General features: G+C 41.7%; 16 protein-coding genes, 1 tRNA gene and 1 pseudogene. 9 read left to right on the top strand and 9 right to left on the bottom strand.

Features of this window, described 5'->3' with window-relative positions:
* Positions 1-565: 565 nt before the first annotated feature.
* From ACKTT2_RS42275 to prfC, 3 genes are all read right to left on the bottom strand, one after another.
* Positions 566-1,081: an RNA recognition motif domain-containing protein gene (locus ACKTT2_RS42275; RefSeq protein ID WP_407897853.1), complete on the bottom strand. Its 516-nt coding sequence runs from the start codon at positions 1,079-1,081 to the stop codon at positions 566-568.
* Positions 1,082-1,691: 610 nt separating this feature from the next.
* A complete protein-coding gene (locus ACKTT2_RS42270; RefSeq protein ID WP_407897850.1) occupies positions 1,692-3,800 on the bottom strand; it encodes a M48 family metalloprotease in 2,109 nt (702 codons plus the stop codon).
* A gap of 145 nt (positions 3,801-3,945) precedes the next feature.
* Positions 3,946-5,574 carry a peptide chain release factor 3 gene (prfC, locus tag ACKTT2_RS42265; protein WP_407897848.1) on the bottom strand — a complete coding sequence of 543 codons (1,629 nt, stop codon included), beginning with the start codon at positions 5,572-5,574 and terminating at the stop codon, positions 3,946-3,948.
* Positions 5,575-5,832: 258 nt separating this feature from the next.
* On the opposite strand from prfC, the gene ACKTT2_RS42260 reads away from it, so the two are divergent.
* The 9 genes and pseudogenes from ACKTT2_RS42260 to ACKTT2_RS42220 all read left to right on the top strand — a co-directional run bounded on the left by ACKTT2_RS42260 (position 5,833) and on the right by ACKTT2_RS42220 (position 14,109).
* Positions 5,833-6,174, top strand: a complete 342-nt coding sequence (locus ACKTT2_RS42260; protein ID WP_407897846.1) for a DUF4870 domain-containing protein — start codon at positions 5,833-5,835, stop codon at positions 6,172-6,174.
* 401 nt (positions 6,175-6,575) lie between these two features.
* A complete protein-coding gene (gene hemB, locus ACKTT2_RS42255; protein ID WP_407897843.1) occupies positions 6,576-7,559 on the top strand; it encodes a porphobilinogen synthase in 984 nt (327 codons plus the stop codon).
* Between the two features lie 243 nt (positions 7,560-7,802).
* Entirely contained in the window at positions 7,803-8,132 is a 330-nt protein-coding gene (locus ACKTT2_RS42250) for a helix-turn-helix domain-containing protein (RefSeq protein WP_407897841.1), read from the top strand.
* Between the two features lie 347 nt (positions 8,133-8,479).
* Positions 8,480-9,463: an alpha-ketoacid dehydrogenase subunit beta gene (locus ACKTT2_RS42245; RefSeq protein WP_407897838.1), complete on the top strand. Its 984-nt coding sequence runs from the start codon at positions 8,480-8,482 to the stop codon at positions 9,461-9,463.
* 127 nt (positions 9,464-9,590) lie between these two features.
* Positions 9,591-11,003, top strand: coding sequence for a protein translocase subunit SecD (secD, locus tag ACKTT2_RS42240; protein WP_407897836.1), 1,413 nt, complete (start codon positions 9,591-9,593; stop codon positions 11,001-11,003).
* Entirely contained in the window at positions 11,000-11,968 is a 969-nt protein-coding gene (gene secF, locus ACKTT2_RS42235) for a protein translocase subunit SecF (RefSeq protein WP_407897834.1), read from the top strand. Before secD ends, secF begins: the two co-directional genes overlap by 4 nt.
* Positions 11,969-12,197: 229 nt before the next feature.
* On the top strand, positions 12,198-12,572 hold the full coding sequence (locus ACKTT2_RS42230; RefSeq protein WP_407897831.1) for a hypothetical protein: 375 nt from the start codon (positions 12,198-12,200) through the stop codon (positions 12,570-12,572).
* Positions 12,573-12,678: 106 nt separating this feature from the next.
* A pseudogene (locus tag ACKTT2_RS42225) lies at positions 12,679-12,885 on the top strand (GNAT family N-acetyltransferase); the annotation flags it as partial.
* Positions 12,886-13,179: 294 nt separating this feature from the next.
* Positions 13,180-14,109, top strand: a complete 930-nt coding sequence (locus tag ACKTT2_RS42220) for an RNA-guided endonuclease InsQ/TnpB family protein (protein ID WP_407897829.1) — start codon at positions 13,180-13,182, stop codon at positions 14,107-14,109.
* Between the two features lie 140 nt (positions 14,110-14,249).
* Here the strand turns inward: ACKTT2_RS42220 and ACKTT2_RS42215 are convergent, their stop codons facing one another.
* The 6 genes from ACKTT2_RS42215 to ACKTT2_RS42190 all read right to left on the bottom strand — a co-directional run bounded on the left by ACKTT2_RS42215 (position 14,250) and on the right by ACKTT2_RS42190 (position 18,949).
* A complete protein-coding gene (locus tag ACKTT2_RS42215) occupies positions 14,250-15,170 on the bottom strand; it encodes a sensor histidine kinase (protein ID WP_407897827.1) in 921 nt (306 codons plus the stop codon).
* Between the two features lie 158 nt (positions 15,171-15,328).
* Positions 15,329-15,958: an L-threonylcarbamoyladenylate synthase gene (locus tag ACKTT2_RS42210; RefSeq protein WP_407897824.1), complete on the bottom strand. Its 630-nt coding sequence runs from the start codon at positions 15,956-15,958 to the stop codon at positions 15,329-15,331.
* Positions 15,959-16,017: 59 nt separating this feature from the next.
* Positions 16,018-16,929, bottom strand: a complete 912-nt coding sequence (gene prmC / locus ACKTT2_RS42205) for a peptide chain release factor N(5)-glutamine methyltransferase (protein ID WP_407897822.1) — start codon at positions 16,927-16,929, stop codon at positions 16,018-16,020.
* A 27-nt stretch (positions 16,930-16,956) separates the two neighbouring features.
* Positions 16,957-17,769 carry a Tic22 family protein gene (locus ACKTT2_RS42200; protein WP_407897820.1) on the bottom strand — a complete coding sequence of 271 codons (813 nt, stop codon included), beginning with the start codon at positions 17,767-17,769 and terminating at the stop codon, positions 16,957-16,959.
* A 445-nt stretch (positions 17,770-18,214) separates the two neighbouring features.
* Positions 18,215-18,288 (bottom strand) — tRNA-Pro (locus ACKTT2_RS42195).
* 106 nt (positions 18,289-18,394) lie between these two features.
* Positions 18,395-18,949, bottom strand: a complete 555-nt coding sequence (locus ACKTT2_RS42190) for a GNAT family N-acetyltransferase (RefSeq protein WP_407897817.1) — start codon at positions 18,947-18,949, stop codon at positions 18,395-18,397.
* Positions 18,950-19,244: the final 295 nt, after the last annotated feature.

Genomic DNA, 19,244 nt, shown 5'->3' with positions numbered 1-19,244 from the left:
TATTGCCTTCACCGTTCAGGGAAACCAACTGTCTATTGGTAGTACCGAATTAGGTGATGTTAGAGTTGCACAATCTTGTTAGAGATGTGAGACTTAAAAGTAGCACTAACAGTTAGAACAAAGAGAAAAACAGATGACCCAAATTGAGTTAAACTAGTGCGGTCTGTGCTGGCTCTGTCAGATTTGCTCCCCTCACGCTACAGCGTTTCGCTATCGTGACTGTTGATGAAAACTGAGTGTTTTTTTAACCCGTAAAACAAACAGCACCTGAATAGCTACTTTAATTGAATGCTAGGTTCAGAACGCAAGCCTATTAGCAAGTAGATAAAAGAACAGTTAACATCGCTGTTTTTTCAACAACTGCGATAGAGAGGCTCTGCTACATTAGCGGAGCGACTCTGAAAGAGCTAGCATAGATCGCACGCGATTTGGTGAAAAGATTCCCAAAGCTAGATAGCTAAGGGACTTTATACCATATGGCAAAAATAGTTTCACCAATTCTGATTCTGAGTAATTAAAAATCAAAATCTGATTTTCAATTTGGCTAGAGAGAGAAGAGAGAGAACTAACTTGTAGTTTGTGCAGCCAGCATTTGCTTGAGTTTTTCCAACTGATTAGCCCAGCGAGGATCTGGACGAATAGTGTCATCTGTGTTTCCAGATGCTGTAGTAGGAACACTCTCTCTAGAACCGCCACGACGGGATTTCTTAGAGCTTTTTTCTCTACGGTTACCGCCCTCTTTTTGTACGGGGGCTGCATGGCTACTTCCACCTTGACTTGGTGCTTTAGCCGCACTTGGTTGCTCTTCTCCACCTTCTTCTCCACCCTTAGTTCGAGGTAGAGCTTTCTCTAGCTTGATAGCGGATTCTTTGAACAAGAAACCATTGTATTTTTCAATAATTTGGTCTGCTTGCTCGTCATTATTTACAGTTAGAAAACCAAAACCTCGGCATTTGCCAGTTTTACGGTCTTTAATTAGCTTAGTCGTGACAGCATCACCTTCAGCTGCAAAAACTGATTGTAATTCTTGACGATCTATTTCTTCTTTTGGCAAATTACCTATGTATAGGCGAACGGACATGAAACATACCTCCAGATTTGACATTTGAATGAACGCGACCGGGCAAAAAACAGGGGCTGGTTTGCGGATGATGCAGCGATCCTATCCACTAACATTGCCACAAACCAACCTTTTTACTCCAAACTATTAACAATACAATAGAGTTTTTCACCAAAATCGAGCTTCTTTAATACGAGAGCGTACACAACGCCAATAACACCTTTAGTCTAAAAATTTTGAATTTTACAGAGTACAGCTGCCACTGGACTTCTTCGTTACCTTTTTATTTCCGAAGAATGCAACACCATTCCCTACATTATCATGCTATTTTACACGTAGCTAGTTCAAGATACACATTTCCAGCGAGCGCATAATTGCATAGTAGCATAAAATACATTTTTTCTTCTACTATTTTTGGTTTTTGAAACAAAAACCAGCCAATGGCTGGCTGATTTTGTGCTGTGTTGGGAAAAAAAAGGGAATAGCTCGGCGCTTTACAGCCACATAGGTAACTAAGTAGGATACTAAGTTTGCCCGTTGCAACTGCTTTTGTTAATAAATGTAACATTTCTCCAAACTTTTCGCAACTTTTCTTTACACTGATCGCCGGTCACTGGTCACTGGTCACTGATTAACCCTTAAATAGCACGTAGACTCCCCAAGCGTTAAGAGCAATAGCCAGAATTATAGAGCAAATAGGATGATAGCTATTGACAATTTTGCCACTTTGAGTTGTCAAAGTCTGAATATCTATCCAAGGTAATGCTCCTTTTCTCAACCAACCCGTAACGCTAATCCTACGTCCAATTAAGTCTTGAGTATGAAGTTCTTCCCCAACTTGAGGAAGGTGATGTAATTTTACGAGACTTGTGCTAGTTTGCAGTATTAAATCTTGCCCTAAGAAGTTACCAATACCTCGACGTCCCAAAAGCTTACCAACAAGGCGTACCGGAGTACTATCCACAGGAAGACTAGCGGGATTAGCAAGTAAAATCGGGAGTCGGTTATCAGTTTGCGCGGTTACAGACTCAATATCGGGAAAAAAAGTGTTTATCCGCATTAAAATGCCTATACCAATGCAAATTAGCAAACAACCCGTTACATAAGAGGTATTGTCATAGATCCACTTTAAGTTTAAAAACTTGAGGGCATAAGCAGTTTGCCAAACTATCCAAATGAGAAAGGCAAATACAATACCTCCAGGAATTCCCAAAAAAGGCGCAATTTGAAAAAGAAAGGATTGGCGCTTGACTCTTAAAGGCTTTTGGTTTTCTATATTTAGTTCTGTTTCTAAACGTAAAAGACGAGCAATTGATGTTAATTGTTGTAAGCGATCGCCCATCAAAGGATGTGTTTTATTAAAAATAAACCACCATCGATAAGGATTAAGAGTATCCCACATTAAAAAGGATTCAAAAGTTGTGTGAGGAGCAATACTTCCCAAGCAAATACTTTGTTGATAGCCGACTGGTGCCATTATATTTAAGCTTTCTAATTGCCAACAAGTCTGTTCTTGTTTTTGAATATCGCTAGCAATTCCAATGGCAATTTTGAGTAATCCACGGACAAGACCATTAGGGTTACCTGTAATGTCAACAGCAATGCGATCGCTATAATAGTGACGAAGCTGAGACAACCACAAAGAAGTTCCAGTTAACAAATACCAAATCCCATAGGCAAAGCTCGACACATAAGCCAAAATCACTCGGAAAAATTTTATTTGTCTCTTATCTCCCCCGATCGCAATTTGTTGGTAGAGTAGATAAAAAGGAATTGTCACTAATAATACTAAAGACATCACAACAAAATCCCAATGAGCAATATGCCCGAGCGAGCGTGCGTAAATAGTCGCAATTTCATCCTCAGCTAATTGCTCTAACAACCCCTGACTGACAACAATTCGAGCAGTGCGGCGTAAACTTCCGTATGCGATCGCTATAGGAGCAGATAGAGGTAAAATACCCATTTTGGGAAACTGCCAGCCTTGCTGCTGACAGTACCGTTGCAGCACGCGAACAGCTTCTGGACTGTGTTTATTTAAAGCATCTTTGTTCAATTCTCTTTGGCTATAAAATTTTGTTAAAAGTCCATCTAGTAACCAAGGTGATAAACCCATTAAAACGAACAAGGTTAAGAGTAGAAAAAGTGTAGGATCTGCATATAACAATTGTATTGGCTCAAGGTAGGGTAGGTTCATCAACGTATTGTTGATAAAATGCATCGCAAATATCAACAATTCCCGCATTATCCAAAATAAAGCAATAAATGTTCCAGCTTGCAGCAATCGAAAGGGAATTAAATTCAGCTTTTGTAAAGGTTGCCAAGACTTCGCTCTTGGTGACTGTTTCCAATATACGGTTAGTGGTTTTGTTGACTCTCTAACAGCCACAGGAGGAGGGGCTGGGGGAGAGGTAGCAGGGGAAGAAATTTCACTTGGTTCTCGTGTTACCTTGTCCCCTTGTCCAAGACTTGATTTTGTCAGTTGTTTTAAAGTCCGTTGCGCCCACTCTCGGACTTGTGAATTTTGACTTTGAGCGAGCATCTGACAGAGAGTTCGTGCTTCTAGAGCGTTTCCACTGCGCGTGTGTGCTACAACTAACCCTATCTGTGCTTGTAAACCTGCATGACTGTCGCCTTCTCTTGCTGCGACTGCTTTTAAAGTCGCGATCGCACTCTGATAATTTCCTTGCTTCAGGATGTTTAAACCTGCCTCTAAAGACGGTTCAAATTGTGAAGGCATACGAATCCTCTCACTTTTACCTACCTAAGATACCCAGATTAAGACTTTATTCTAACGCTGGTAGGAAAAATAAAAAAAATCTCAGTAGGTAGGGCTATGCCCACCACATAATACTTTTGTACGGCATAGCCCTACCTACTAACAACTAACCCTCAGTAACTTGCTGTGTAGAAAAGACGGGTGCGATCGCACTCAATTTTAAATTAGGATGGTCTTCCAGTAATTGATGGCAATTCCATTCATTACGGAACAGTAACACTGGACGTCCGAAGCTATCTTTAACTGTTGTCGTGTTAAACAAGCGTCCTATTGAGTTGAGTGCTTCCCAACCACCTTCTACCCATCGAGCTACTGAGTAAGGTAGTAATTCTAATATCGTTTCTACTCCGTACTCATTTTGCAAGCGGAATTGCACAACCTCAAATTGCAGTTGACCGACGGCTGCTAGAATTGGATCGCGTTTAGCCTCATCGACTGAGTACATGATTTGTACAGCGCCTTCTTCCCGTAATTCAGAAACGCCTTTCTGAAACTGTTTAAATTTAGAAGGGTTGGGGTTGCGGAGAGTCGCGAATAATTCTGGTGAGAAATATGGAATCCCTTCATATTCCAATTTTTTACCAGTATAAATTGTATCTCCTATGGCAAAAACGCCAGGATTATTCAAGCCAATCACATCGCCTGCATACGCATAATCAATAGATTCTCTTTCTTGAGCGAATAATTTTTGCGGACGAGATAAGCGAATAGTTTTGCCAGTACGGGCGTGATTGACTGTCATGTCTTTTTCAAATTTCCCAGTGCAAACGCGGATAAAGGCAACGCGATCGCGATGTTTCGGATCCATATTCGCTTGCAGTTTAAAAACAAATCCCGTAAATTCTGGATAGGTTGGTGGAATATCACCTACTGTACTGTTATGCGAACCGGGTTTTAGGGCATACTCAAGGAAGGAATTGAGGAACAGTTGTACCCCAAAGTTAGTCATGGCACTACCAAAGAACACTGGTGTCATTTTGCCTTGGTGTACCAATTCCAAATCGAGTTCTGGTCCTACGCCTTCCAATAGTTCTAAATCGTTTTTGAGTTGGTAGTAGAGGTCTTGTTCTAAGAGTTCCTCAATTTTGGCATCACCTAGCTCGACTACTGTATCTACAGCTTCACGACTACCATGAGCGCTTCTTTCAAATAAGTGAATTTGTTTTTGCTGACGGTCAAAAATACCCTTGAAGCGATCGCCCATACCAATTGGCCAGTTAACAGTATACGTCTGCAAGCCTAATTCTTGCTCGATTTCGTCTAACAGTTCCAAAGGCTCTCTTCCCGGACGGTCAAGTTTGTTAACAAATGTAAAGATAGGTATACCACGCATCTTACACACTTCAAACAACTTCCGTGTTTGTGGTTCCAAACCTTTTGCAGCGTCGATTAGCATAACCGCATTATCAGCTGCAGCTAGAGTGCGATAAGTATCTTCACTAAAATCTTGGTGTCCGGGAGTGTCTAACAAATTAATTTGGCAATTGCGGTATTCAAACTGTAAAACTGTAGAGGTGATGGAAATACCCCGTTGTTGTTCCATTGCCATCCAGTCCGATGTTGCCTTGCGCTGTGCTCGTCGTGCTTTGACCGCGCCTGCTTCGTGAATAGCACCTCCGTACAGCAGCAGTTTTTCGGTCAGTGTTGTTTTACCAGCGTCAGGGTGGGAGATAATTGCAAAATTACGGCGACTTTCAACTGCTGTCTGCAGTTCGGGTAAGAGTTCAGTTGACATATGTGTTCAATGCTTGTAATTTAATTTAACTAAACTTTTTCCAACTTTAGCGAGTGTTTTAATATTAAGACAACAATGCTTGTGATAGGGTTTTATATAAGTGTTGAGCAATGGGTTCTAGTTACTGAGTGGAATTTATACATGAAAGCATCAAAACTCATTGCTTGTTCCTTAACGTTAATATCAAGTCTACTCGCTATTTGTCACTAGAATCCAAACCTCAGCACTTGATGACCTATAGTTACACGGGAGTGACAAATGTACGACACGGACACGCGAAAGATTTTATCAGCACTGTGTCATGGAGCAATCTTCTTCAATTTTCTGTTTGTATCAATCGGTCTGCCTATTATCATCCTGTTTGCTACTCAAGATCCTGTTGTTAAAGAGAATGCCAAAGAAGCTATCAATTTCCACTTGAACGTATGGTTGTATGGAATTATCATTGGAGCGTTAGTTATAGCAAGCTTTGGTTTACTAGGTTTTGTCGGATTCTTGTGGTTCTTAGTTCATTGGGGATTAACAATTTGGGCGCTTTTTCATGTTCTAAGCAATCCTGAAACAGCTTTCCGCTACCCCTACATCTTTCGGATTGTTTAGCAGTGACCAGTGACCAGTGACCAGCGATCGGTGAATCCGTATAGATAATTGGTCTTGTATGTATGGGAATTCTATCTGATTTTTGAAACATTTGTAGGGTGGGCATTGCCCACCCTACGCCTGCTACACAATACAAGTACATATGACCAATAACAAATGACCAGTAACAAATAACTATTAATTTTTGATAAGTTTTTCAGTTAAGAAATTCCGAGAACTTTTAAGATTTAAGGCTTATAGACCAGTTGTAAAATACAAAATTGCCCCACAATAGCATCAGCCGTAGGGCAGAGGAAGTTAAGCGCTTTTTGTAGTGTCCCTAACTACACAAGGTTTTGACTTCGCCTTTGTGACGCTTTGTTTTGTGTCCATTATCCTTATCTATCGGTTTACAAAACTTTATGTTTCCAACTCATCGTCCCCGTCGTTTGCGTACTCATCCACAACTACGCCGCATGGTACGCGAAACTGTACTCACCACAAACGATCTGATTTATCCCCTCTTTGCTGTTCCTGGGGAAGGTATTGCTCATGAAGTGAGATCTATGCCCGGTGTCTACCAACTTTCGATAGATAAAATTGTGGAGGAAGCAAAAGAGGTTTATGACCTGGGCATTCCCGCAATTATTTTGTTTGGGATTCCTGCAGAGAAAGATGTAGATGCTACGGGTGCATGGCACGATTGTGGAATGGTACAAAAAGCTGCTACGGCTGTTAAAGAAGCAGTGCCAGATTTGATTATCATTGCTGACACTTGTTTGTGCGAGTATACAAGTCACGGTCATTGCGGTTATTTGCAACTAGGCGATTTGACGGGACGGGTTTTAAATGACCCGACCTTAGAATTGCTCAAGAAAACGGCAGTTTCTCAGGTAAAGGCTGGTGCGGATATTATTGCTCCTTCTGGAATGATGGATGGCTTTGTCCAAGCAATTCGCAGTGGTTTAGATGAAGCGGGATTCCAAGATACGCCAATTTTATCTTATGCGGCTAAATACGCTTCGGCTTATTACGGTCCTTTCCGCGATGCAGCAGATTCTGCTCCACAATTTGGCGATCGCAGAACTTATCAAATGGATCCCGGTAATGCTCGTGAAGCCCTTAAGGAAATTGACTTAGACATCGCTGAAGGTGCTGATATGCTTATGGTGAAACCCGCCCTGGCATACATGGACATTATTTGGCGAGTGAAAGAGGCTAGTAACTTACCAGTTGCTGCTTATAATGTTTCTGGTGAATATTCCATGGTAAAAGCAGCAGCACTGAACGGTTGGATTGATGAGCAACGTGTAGTTATGGAAACTTTAATCGGTTTCAAACGTGCAGGGGCTGACTTGATATTAACCTACCATGCTAAAGATGCGGCAAGGTGGTTACAAAAGTAGTGACTTTATTGGACAACACATTTGGCAACGGATGAGATAACGGGTATCGAATGGCTTATCAAGCAGATAACTTATACGGTATGACTGTTACAAATTCGTTGCCAACATAACAGAATCGCCCGTTTGTTAGATACAGAGATAATAGATTATAAAATAATATAGTTAATAAATAATCTTTAGTTGGCTCTAATACGTCAACTGATTTACTAAATAAGTACTTAGTTTAAAAGGGAGCATTGGGGTATGGATATGCAAGTCCTGAGAGAGCGTGCGGGACTTAGTCGTGCAGAGGTTGCCTTCAGGCTTGCAATCAGTGAAACGAGTGTCCGCAATTGGGAAGCAGGACGTACAGAACCCACGATGACGCCAAAAAAATATTTAGAAGCTTTGCGACTATTTAAATGCACGCCTGAAGAACTCGCCGCCGCTAGTGAAAAATCTATCAATCAGCGACACAAGCGCAAACCAGGAAGACCTAGAAGGTTTCCAGAAAATTCACTCGGTCAGTCTTCCCCCATGAGCCAAGTCAATCAAGTTTCCGATACGCCTAGCTTGATGTACAGTGACCAGTAATCACCTGACCAGTGACCAGTGACCAGTAATCAATTATGTAGAGGGTATTCGTGCCTAAATTGATTTATGGAAAAAAAGAGGTTGATTCATGATTCAAATCCTTTTGAAGTATGGAGGTTAATACCAGTTTACAAAAATTAAGATATATATACATTAGTCGTAGGGGCGCGGCGGCCTTATGCCCTTACCGGGCTAGATGTATCACCAAAAAAGGGAAATGGTATAACTTATTACTGGTCACTGGTCACTGGTCACTGGTCACTGTTCACTGTTATCGTGCGTTTGCTCACCAATATAGTGAGCAATGCACGATAAGATTCTAATGACAAGATCTCAAGAAAAACCTAATGGCAGAAACACTATTCTTCAACGCTTTACGGGAAGCCATTGATGAAGAAATGGCTCGTGATTCAACTGTATTCGTTCTTGGGGAAGATGTCGGTCACTACGGCGGTTCCTACAAAGTTACTAAAGATTTATACCAAAAGTACGGAGAACTTCGGCTTTTAGATACTCCCATCGCTGAAAATAGCTTTACTGGCTTAGCTGTGGGTGCTGCAATGACTGGGTTGCGACCAATTGTTGAAGGTATGAACATGGGCTTTTTGCTCCTTGCTTTCAACCAAATCGCTAATAATGCTGGTATGTTGCGTTATACCTCTGGCGGTAACTTTAAAATTCCAATGGTGATTCGTGGTCCCGGTGGTGTAGGAAGACAGTTGGGGGCGGAACACTCTCAACGCTTAGAAGCATACTTCCAAGCCGTTCCTGGTTTGAAAATTGTGGCTTGCTCCACACCATACAATGCCAAAGGGCTTTTGAAATCCGCAATTCGCGATGACAATCCCGTATTATTTTTTGAGCACGTTTTGCTTTATAACTTGAAAGAGGATTTACCAGAAAAAGAATATTTTCTGCCTTTGGATAAAGCGGAAGTTGTACGTCAGGGGAAAGATGTAACAATTTTGACTTACTCGCGGATGCGCCATCACGTGATGCAGGCAGTAAAAACTTTAGAAAAAGAAGGATACGATCCGGAAGTAATCGATTTGATATCGCTTAAACCACTAGATTTTGATACTATCGGTGCATCTGTAAGAAAAACACATCGCGTAATTATTGTGGAAGAGTGTATGAGAACGGGAGGTGTTGCAGCAGAGTTAATCGCCTCGATTAATGACCGTCTATTTGATGAATTGGACGCACCCGTACTAAGGCTTTCTTCTCAAGATATTCCTACCCCATACAATGGGACTCTGGAAAGATTGACAATTGTTCAACCAGAGCAAATCGTTGAAGCTGTTGAGAAAATGGTAGCAATGCGCGTATAGAAGGGATTGGGGATTGGGAACTGGGGATTGGGTAAGTATAAAATGACTCAATCCCTAATACCCACTTCCTAATCGCCATTCGCTATCAAACAACGCTATCATAAGCTTTGTCGCAGCGAGTGAGAGTATGCAAAGACAGCGATCGCTACTATTCTTGATATTTATTATGGTTGTCGCCGCCATTACGGTGATAGCACTTATTCCCGTGCCTCTGGGACTAGACCTACGCGGAGGTTCGCAGCTAACAATTGAGGTGAAAACAACACCAGAAATTCAGCAAATCACTGAAAGAGAACTGGCAGCTGTAAAAAGTGTTGTTGAAGGACGTATTAATGGTTTAGGGGTTTCCGAACCAGTTATTCAAACGATAGGCACAAATAAAATCCTAGTGCAGCTACCTGGGGTGAACGATCCAGAACAAGCAGAACGAGTGCTAGGCGGTACGGCACAGTTAGAGTTTCGCACTCAAAAACCTCAGACTGAAACTCAACTCTATGCCCTTCAAGCTTCTAGATTTCAATTAAAGGCAAAGCAAGACGAACTGAGAAAGAGCAAAGATAAAGCTGCTATTGAGAAGAATCAACAAGAGTTAAAAAACAACAATAGTGCTATTGCTGAATTATTTGAAAGTACAAATCCACCTTTAACTGGAAAATACCTTAAAGATGCTTACGGCGAACCCACTCAAGGCAATGATTGGAATGTTGCCATTCGCTTCGAACCTAAAGGTGGAGATTTATTTGCCGATTTGACAAAGAAACTAGCGGGTACTGGACGCAGTATTGGTATTTTCTTAGATAACGAACTTATTAGCGCTCCTACTGTAGGACCAGAATTTGCTACAGCTGGTATTACTGGTGGTGCGGCTGTCATTACAGGTCGGTTTACCCCACAACAAGCGAACGATTTGGGGGTACAACTCCGTGGTGGATCGTTACCAGTACCTGTAGAAATTGGGGAAATCCGAACTGTTGGAGCAACTTTAGGTAAGGACAGTATACAAAGCAGTATTTATGCTGGTATTGGTGGTTTGTCTTTAGTATTAATATTTATGGTAGTGTACTATCGGCTACCTGGTGTTATTGCGGATATATCGCTACTAATTTACTCTCTCCTAAGTTGGGGTGCTTTTGCGCTGTTAGGAGTTACACTAACCTTACCGGGTATTGCTGGCTTTATACTTAGTATCGGTATGGCAGTTGATGCCAATGTCCTAATTTTTGAACGCACTCGAGAAGAATTACGAGCAGGTAAATCTCTATATCGTTCTGTAGAATCCGGTTTTTATCGAGCATTCTCCAGTATCTTAGATAGTAACGTCACGACATGGATTGCTTGTGCGGCGCTCTTTTGGTTGGGTTCTGGCTTGGTGAAAGGCTTTGCCCTAACTCTAGCATTAGGGGTGGCAGTCAGTATGTTCACAGCAATCACCTGTAGTCGCACATTTATGTTTTTGGTAATTTCTTTCCCCTCGCTGCGGAAACCGGAACTTTATTGTCCGAACCTGCCAGTGACAAATAAGGCAGAGGTGGCTCAATGAAACTCAGTATTAACAAATCACGAGGGATTTGGTGGACTGTTTCTTCCCTCATTATTCTTGCCGGTCTCATTTCAATGGTGATTTCCTGGCAGCAAATTGGTTCTCCCCTGCGTCCGAGTCTCGATTTTGTTGGTGGTACGCGCTTGCAGTTTGAACGGGATTGTTCTCAAGCAACTAACTGCGCTACACCTATCGATATTAATGTGGTTCGAGATGTGGCAAAAGCCCAAGGATTGGGTGATAGCAGTATCCAAGTCATTGCTGATAAGGAAACGGGTAAAGACAATGGTGTTCTCATTCGGACAAAAACTTTAACGCCCGAACAACGGACTCAGCTACAGAATGCTATCAGCGAGAAAATTGGTGCTTTTGACCCGCAGAAAAATCAAATTGACACTGTTGGCCCTACCGTTGGGCAAGAATTATTTCGATCGGGTATCATCGCTCTAGTAATATCCTTCATTGGCATCGTCATCTACATGGCTGTGCGCTTCCAACTGGATTATGCCGTGTTTGCGATCGTTGCTCTATTTCATGACGTGTTAATTACAGTAGGAATTTTCTCAATTTTGGGTTTGGTTGCAGGTACGGAAGCTGATAGCCTTTTTATCGTTGCTCTATTGACAATTACGGGTTTTTCAGTTAACGACACTGTAGTAATTTACGATCGCATTCGCGAAACACTCAAAATTAATCCCAATCTTTCCTTTGCAGAAATTGTAGATGATGCAGTCAATCAAACCTTAGCGAGATCTATCAACACAACACTGACCGTACTGCTAACATTACTCGCTATCTTTTTCTTTGGAGGAGAGACACTCAGAAATTTTGCGCTAGCATTAATCATTGGTTTTACAGCAGGAGCTTATTCCAGTATTTTCATTGCTAGTACTCTTCTGAGCCTGTGGCGAGAACGCAACGGCGAATCAGTAGTCACAACCCCCACTGACTCAGTAGATGCTTGATTCTAATAGTTGATAGGGGACTTTCAAATAAAAAATATCCAATTTTCTCTTGTAGTGCGGGCGTCCTCGCCCGCGACTTAACATAGAACGGGCGAGGACGCCCGTCCCACAAGATGGAGTCCCACAAAATAGAGTCCCACAAAATAGAGTCCGACAAGATGGATAATTTATTTCTTGGATATCCCAATCCCCAATCCCTAATCCCCAATCCCCAACCAACAACCAACAAATGGACAACACCGACCCCTGTTTCGCTCAACAAGTACTCAGACTACACCAACTTCAGGTCGGTGCTAGATGGTTGTTTGTTTGTTTTTTGTGGTTAACTCTCGCACCTGTTTGTTTGTGGAATTTGCGTGAAGAAATTGTTTTGTGGCGGCAATACTTTACTTGGGTAGCTGTGCGATACGGTCTTTACTATCATCCATTGTCTACTTTAGGTTTATCTTTCTGTATTGGCATGTCCTTGGCTGTTTTGATTTGGCAAAGTCGAAATATCTTATTTGGAATACCGGAGCATGAAAAGCAACGTCTCGAAAAACAGGTTTTTCAAATTCGCCAACAAGGTTCAAGCCATCCACTCTGGAAATGGGTTTGCAGCTAAATTCTAAACTATTAATTTTTTTTAAGTATTCTTAAGATATAATTTTACTGTTATCCTAGACACTTAAGTGAAGATATAAAATATACTTTCGTAGTCAGTAAAATTCATGAATCTCAAGCGGGTACGATTTAGCGATCGCAAGTCTGACATTGACTTTTTTCAGCTACAGCAACTGTTAGAGATAGCGGCTTTTTGGGCAAAAGGTCGAAGCATTGAGGATTTAGCCATAGCTGTGGAAAATAGCGACCCAGTAATTAGTGTTTGGAACGGCGAAAGGCTAATTGGCTTTACGAGAGCAACGTCAGATGGTGTTGCTATCAAAAAAAATGGCGGAACCCTCAAGCCCCTTGATTAACCCTTGGGGTAGTGCAGGATATCAGTAATAGGGTTCCGCCATTTTTTCAGAGCTTAGTTCGTGACAATCAAGTTAATGAAACGCACCGTTAGCATCCCAGTCAACTTGCCATCTGAAAGATTTCTACCACTGATGAACCAGTGTGCAGAAATTTTTAACACACACGTTGACTGGGCAATTGCTAACAAGACTTACAACAAAAACAAGGCACACAAGGAACTGTATCACTCGTTAAGAGTGCAGTAGCATGAAGTGCCTTCTGCTTTGCTGCAAACAATCAGAGACAATGCGCTCGAAGCAATCAAAGCCACTAAATTTAAAAGTTTTCCCAAAAAGAAACCGACATCAGGGCTTAGATATGACAAGCGCACAATGACGCTTAGGGGAAAACAATTAACTCTCTCGTGTATTGGCAAGCGAGTTAATTTAATTCTCGATGTCCCTGACTATTTCAAAGAAGTTTTTGAAACTTGGGAATTTGGCAGTGCAACTGTTACCTATACCGAACAAACCAAGCAATTCTGGGTAAGATTGGTATTTGAGACAGAAACACCACAACAAATAGAAGGACAAATTCAAGGAATTGACAGAGGTTTGTATCATCAAGCTGTCACCAGTGATGGTCAATTCTTTAGTTCTTCTAAAATCCGCTCCGTGCAAAGACGTTATTTACATAATCGTCGTCATCTCCAACAAAAAGGCACTCGCAGTGCTAAACGTCGCTTGAAAGCGATGTCTGGTCGCGAGAAGCGGTTCATGAAGGATACGAATCATTGTGTGAGTAAAAAGCTAGCCAACCAACCGGGGATAGCGGTTTTTGTGCTTGAGGACTTGTCCAGTATTCGCACTCAACTCAGGGGCAAGAAGATGAATAAATGGTTGGGCAGCTGGGCGTTCTATCAGCAAGAGCAGTTCTTGGCTTATAAGGCAGAAGTTTTGGGAAAACGAGTGGTACATCAAGATCCTCGTTACACCTCCCAAAAGTGCAATATTTGTAAGCATATCAAAAGAACAAATCGGCATAAGTCTAGGTTCCACTGTAAAAATTGCGGACACCAGACTCATGCCGATTTAAATGCTGCTAAAAATGTCCGAGACGACTATATTCTCTCCTCTACCTTCGGGACGGAGGAGCAGGCGTCAGTCAATGCGCCATATGTTTCAGTCGAGTTTCTCGGCTAGTTACAAGCGCCATCCCCTCGTGGGTGGCGCCGTTGACTTGATGACAACTTACCAACAACGTTTTTACGAAAGAATAGGTTTTCAAAAGAATTCCACTACCACAATGATTTTACATAATAGCGATCGTCTAGCTTCTCTTCCTACGACTGAAGTTCTACTTCAGGAATTACACGGGGGATAGAGACTTGTAGCCTTGTGTAACTATCTAAAGGTTTCCAATCGGCGGGAGAGGCACAAACTTCTAGCTTTCCCGCCATCACTTCTATCAGTGTTTGGTTGAGTAGTAGCTTCATTCCTGGCGATAGAGAAGACTTAAGTTCTTCTTGGTGAGAAAATTTATCGTCAGTTGCTATCAAATCTATTTGTTCTTGTGTGGGAATGGCATGAGTTGGTACATCCAACCAAATACAAACGCGACTGTCTGTAGGAGAAGCACCAGCAGAAATGCGAAGACTTCCTTCCTCCATTTGAACAATACAACTTTCTACTAAATTGACTAAAACGTAACGCAACCAGTAAGGATCTGCTAAAACGTAAATCTCTGGATCTGGCAGGGACATAAGTAAGGGATAATTGCGATTTTCTGCCAGCATATAAGTCATTTCATGAAGATGCTGTAAAATATCAACAAGTGATAGAGGCTGAATATTTAATTTATTAGTACCGTATTCTGTCCTAGCAACGTTAAGAATTTCATCTATCAGCTTCAGCAATTTCAAGGCTCGCTCGTGAGCTTGGGAAATGAATTCTCTCTCTTCTTCTGGATTTTCACATAAATCAGACAGAATTAATTGATGCAACCCAATTAATCCATTAAGAGGCGATCGCAAAACATGGGTTGTTCTTGCCAAAAACCCTGCTTTAAACTGGCTGATTTCTCGTGCCATATAATACGCCATTTGTGTTTGCTTCATTTGTTGTAAAAGCGCTGGCGCATTTCGAGCCTCTTGAGGTAATAATGCGGATGAACTAGACGTTTTCCCTCGCCTTGCTAACAATCCGCGAATACCAAATCCTAGTGCTATTCCTATACCTATGTATACCCAGTTACTCCAATTCATAATCAGTGACCAGTAATTCAGTGACCAGTAATCAGTAATCAGTGACCAGTAATCAGTAATCAGTAATCCTTTATTTATACGGTGCCAGTTCCTAAATTTATTTACAAAACAAAAGAAACTATTCACTATCTAACTGGTCACTGGTCACTGGTCACTGGTCACTGGTCTATCTTTATAGCACCCTGTCGCAAGACTTGCCAATTTTCTCCAGTCCATTTCGCTACAGTAGACGGTAGACCCGTACCTTGTAATTCTGTATCGTATTCTGTTGCTGCCAAACTCAAAATATCGGGAAACTGAGCTTCTATTTCGCTAACTGTTAGCAAAGGAGGCTGACCTGATAAGTTGATACTAGTCGTAGCAAGCGGACCTGTTTGTGCCAAAATCTTACGGGCGATCGCACGATCTGGAATCCGTATTCCTACTGTAGCAGAGTGACTGAGTTGATTAGCGTACTCGTTGGCATCGCGATCGCTACTAGAAATCATGACTCTTGGTACGAGTTCTGAAGCTGGTAGTACTAAAGTCAGTGCTCCAGGCCAATACTGTGTTGCCACTTCGCGCCAAATAGCATACTCTTCATCACTACCCCGAGTAAATGCCCAAACTTCATCCGCACGAGCAGCCATTAATATCAGAGGTTTCTCGCGACTTCGTTGCTTGGCAGCATAGATTAGCGAGCTTTTTTCAGGTAAGGATGCTATAGCAGGAACTGTGTCTGTTGGAAAGCTAACAAGTTTTCCAGCACGTGCGCCAGATACAAGAGCATCTAGGGAAACAACTGTCATCTGAATTATGAATGATAAATTATGAATTATAAAATTTTCGCTCATTCATAATTCATAATTCATAATTCATAATTTTTAAAGGCAAGCGCAAATCTCTGGATACCAGCTAAATCCTGATGAATTTGAATGTTGCAATAATTACCATTATTGTGCAACATTTCTCTAACAGTTTCTGCTTGCCCTGCCATCATCTCAATCAGCCAAATACCACCCGCTTGTAAATAAGCAGGCGAAACTTCTACTAAATGGCGGATACAGTCTAAGCCGTCAACACCACCATCTAAAGCTAGATGTGGTTCGCGATTGGAAACTTCAGGTTGTAGAGTCGAAATGATACTAGTGGGTATATACGGTGGATTCGATACCATTCCACTAAACTGACCCTTAAGAGATTCTAAAGGATTCCACCAAGAACCTCGATAAAACCGAATGCGTTCCTCAAAACCCAAGCTTCGAGCATTTGCCATAGCGACTTCTAATGCTTCGGGACTCGCATCAACAGCATGAATTGTGGCGTTCTTAAATGTATCTGCTAGTCCTATAGCAATAGCTCCACTACCAGTCCCCAAATCGACCCAATGCCCCTGTTGGAGCTCGGGTAGATTGGCTGTAGCTGCGAGCGCCAAATCTATCAAGCATTCTGTTTCTGGTCTGGGAATCAAAACCGAACTTGACACTGCTATTTTAAACTTTCGCCAAGGAGTCACTCCAGCAATATACTGCACTGGAAGACGATCCTTGAGTCGCTTTTCCCACAGGTTGTCCAAATCTTCCAGTGGAAACTTAAGCAGAATTTGTGGTTTATCTTTGAAGGATTCTAAAAGCAGTGCCAAACGATCCAACTCTGCTATCTCTTGAAGCAACCAATCGACTTCAGAAGGTGGGACGCTAGAGGCAATGGCTGCTTCTTTTGCCTTCTTACGCCATTGCCAAAGTTGTAACCCAGTGACGACTGAGTGTCGATCCGCCATGCCTTAATCTCAAATGAAAACTAGTTGTTATTTTTTAGGTGCTGGTGCAGCAGCTGGTTTAGCAGTTCCTTGCTTGCCAACAACATATTGCATACTATCAGAAGAGGGGACTATAGCAACTTGGCTGAGCCACGCATCATTTTTCTCGCGCAAAGTTTTAATCACGTTGTCTATATCCACAACCTGAATATCAGCTTTGGGAACTTGTGCTTTTATTTGTTCCAATAAACCCTGTGCGTCTTTCTTGCTTAAAAACAAAGGAATCATTTCCTTATTATCAGCTTTCCGTTTTACGGATACGTATCCTTTTTCTGGAGATCTCACAATAAAGACGGGTACGCTAGGGAACTGCTGAACGTTTTTACCGCTTTGACGCAATAATGTCATTGCACCTTCCAAATCTTGTTTTCCAGGCTGAAAAGCAAATACAGGGCGGTCTGCTTTATTACCAGCATCGCGAAGTCTTTGATAAATTAATCCAAGAGGAACTGGAGTCACTTGCAGGCTTTTGAGCATTTCTGCCATTTTGGGGTCTTTGCCCTTCGCGCTTCGCAACTCGTTAACAAAAGCCTGAGCCTCTTGACCGCTCATAAACACGTCTGTAACAGAAACGTCTTTTTTTGGTGCATTTTGCTGCCCGTTTTGAGCGTTAGCTGGAATTGTACGAGTTAATGGTACGCCTTTATTATTAGTAATCAAAAATACAGGTACTGGATCTAATTTTTCTTTGATTTGCTGTTCTGTTAATGCAAGCACTGGAACAGTTCCACTAAAAATTGTTGCCAGTAGAGTACTCCCTACTAAAGTTACTGTTGTGCTCCAACGAACAAGTGATTTCATGACTTCTCCTCTCAGTAAGTGTTTCTTAATGGATTTAATAAAGGATAAAAGATGAAGGGGATAAGGATCTAGGTGAAAATTTCATGCTTCATACTTTATCCTTCATAGCTAAGGTGTCAAATGCCATTTTATTGGCTTTATCTAAAAAAGGGACGCAAATAAATACTAAATCGTTCCTATTGCAAACAGTGTAAAAATGTCAAGATTGTTACATAATATGTATACTTTTTCAAGTAGGCTGGGCTGAATTGAGTTTAGCCAGTATTGAGTTGAATGGAAAACAGTAAAGTTGCTGTACTCCGAAAAAATTTGCAACTCTAGGTAGGTTAATTGACAGAAATAGTCAAGCCATGTCAGCAAATACAATTTCAATTTTTAATGGTTTGCACAAAAAACCCAGTTTTTTGACAAAACTGGGCTTCTTTATCTACATTTATTCGATAAGTCGGGATGACAGGATTTGAACCTGCGGCATCCTGCTCCCAAAGCAGGCGCGCTACCAAGCTGCGCTACATCCCGACAAAAAGTGATTCGCCATATTTCTGTTAGTAGAATTAACTATGGCTCTCTAACCTTAACCATCATAACTAAATTAACTGGAATTGGCTAGTTCTTTTTTTAAAATTTAGTGAGGATACCAAAACATACCTTTAATGCCTTCCGGGTCGGGCATAAATCCTAACGTCCGATAAAAGTCCACAACGTGAGGATCGGCAAAAAGAGTCACATTACTAATTTCTTCACTCCTTAATTTTTTAAGTACGTATTTCATCAGTGCTTTGCCACATCCTTTGCCCTGAAACTCCGGATGAACTACAACATCCCAAATAGTAGCGTTAAACGCATGGTCTGAAGTAGCACGGGCAAAACCTATAAGTCGTCTTTTGTTTCCTCGCACTTGCCACATGGTGACAACCAGAAAACTATGCTCAATCGCTTTTTTCACTTTTCTAAGAGGACGTCGCGACCAACCGACAGAATCACAAAGTTCTTCTAGTTCATACAGGTCGATGTCTCGTTCAGTGCTAAATACGATGCGTGCCTCTTGCGAAGAAGCTTCACTCTTGCCACTGGGACTAGAATAATTACCCGTAGCGTCCGCGCTCATCTCCTCAAAGGGGTTTGTTTTAGCTGTTGCGGCTGTATCTGATGTACTAAACCAAGTTTTCCAAAAACCCATGCCAACGTGGTTCGGGTAGTATAACTAAATTGGTCTCTACTGAAAAAGTGATGATACACCTTTACCGGCAAACTACCAACCTTTCTCCTTTCACTTACACTCGTAATTATGTATTTTTAGGATCTTGAGTAGCAGCAGCTAGCAAGTGCGTGTTTCACACTAGTCTCTTTCAACTTTAGCATTATGTTGTGGAGCCAAGGAGAAATTACTGAAAATGGGGATTGGGGATTGAGGACTGGGGATTGGGAAGAAAAAATACGAATTGAATTATTTTTAACTAAGCCAGATGTTATTT

This window comes from Scytonema hankhaensis NUACC26 (genome assembly GCF_045865695.1).
In the GTDB taxonomy this organism is placed as follows: Bacteria; Cyanobacteriota; Cyanobacteriia; order Cyanobacteriales; family Nostocaceae; genus Scytonema.
Note: the sequence above shows the minus strand (reverse complement) of the source record. Positions and strands in the feature narration are given on the sequence as shown.

What these genes read in the sequence shown, in the direction of transcription:
- ACKTT2_RS42275 (WP_407897853.1), bottom strand. Translation starts at nt 1,081, where the DNA reads ATGTCCGTTCGCCTATACATAGGTAATTTGCCAAAAGAAGAAATAGAT.
- ACKTT2_RS42270 (WP_407897850.1), bottom strand. Translation starts at nt 3,800, where the DNA reads ATGCCTTCACAATTTGAACCGTCTTTAGAGGCAGGTTTAAACATCCTG.
- prfC (WP_407897848.1), bottom strand. Translation starts at nt 5,574, where the DNA reads ATGTCAACTGAACTCTTACCCGAACTGCAGACAGCAGTTGAAAGTCGC.
- ACKTT2_RS42260 (WP_407897846.1), top strand. Translation starts at nt 5,833, where the DNA reads ATGTACGACACGGACACGCGAAAGATTTTATCAGCACTGTGTCATGGA.
- hemB (WP_407897843.1), top strand. Translation starts at nt 6,576, where the DNA reads ATGTTTCCAACTCATCGTCCCCGTCGTTTGCGTACTCATCCACAACTA.
- ACKTT2_RS42250 (WP_407897841.1), top strand. Translation starts at nt 7,803, where the DNA reads ATGGATATGCAAGTCCTGAGAGAGCGTGCGGGACTTAGTCGTGCAGAG.
- ACKTT2_RS42245 (WP_407897838.1), top strand. Translation starts at nt 8,480, where the DNA reads ATGGCAGAAACACTATTCTTCAACGCTTTACGGGAAGCCATTGATGAA.
- secD (WP_407897836.1), top strand. Translation starts at nt 9,591, where the DNA reads ATGCAAAGACAGCGATCGCTACTATTCTTGATATTTATTATGGTTGTC.
- secF (WP_407897834.1), top strand. Translation starts at nt 11,000, where the DNA reads ATGAAACTCAGTATTAACAAATCACGAGGGATTTGGTGGACTGTTTCT.
- ACKTT2_RS42230 (WP_407897831.1), top strand. Translation starts at nt 12,198, where the DNA reads ATGGACAACACCGACCCCTGTTTCGCTCAACAAGTACTCAGACTACAC.
- ACKTT2_RS42215 (WP_407897827.1), bottom strand. Translation starts at nt 15,170, where the DNA reads ATGAATTGGAGTAACTGGGTATACATAGGTATAGGAATAGCACTAGGA.
- ACKTT2_RS42210 (WP_407897824.1), bottom strand. Translation starts at nt 15,958, where the DNA reads ATGACAGTTGTTTCCCTAGATGCTCTTGTATCTGGCGCACGTGCTGGA.
- prmC (WP_407897822.1), bottom strand. Translation starts at nt 16,929, where the DNA reads ATGGCGGATCGACACTCAGTCGTCACTGGGTTACAACTTTGGCAATGG.
- ACKTT2_RS42200 (WP_407897820.1), bottom strand. Translation starts at nt 17,769, where the DNA reads ATGAAATCACTTGTTCGTTGGAGCACAACAGTAACTTTAGTAGGGAGT.
- ACKTT2_RS42190 (WP_407897817.1), bottom strand. Translation starts at nt 18,949, where the DNA reads ATGGGTTTTTGGAAAACTTGGTTTAGTACATCAGATACAGCCGCAACA.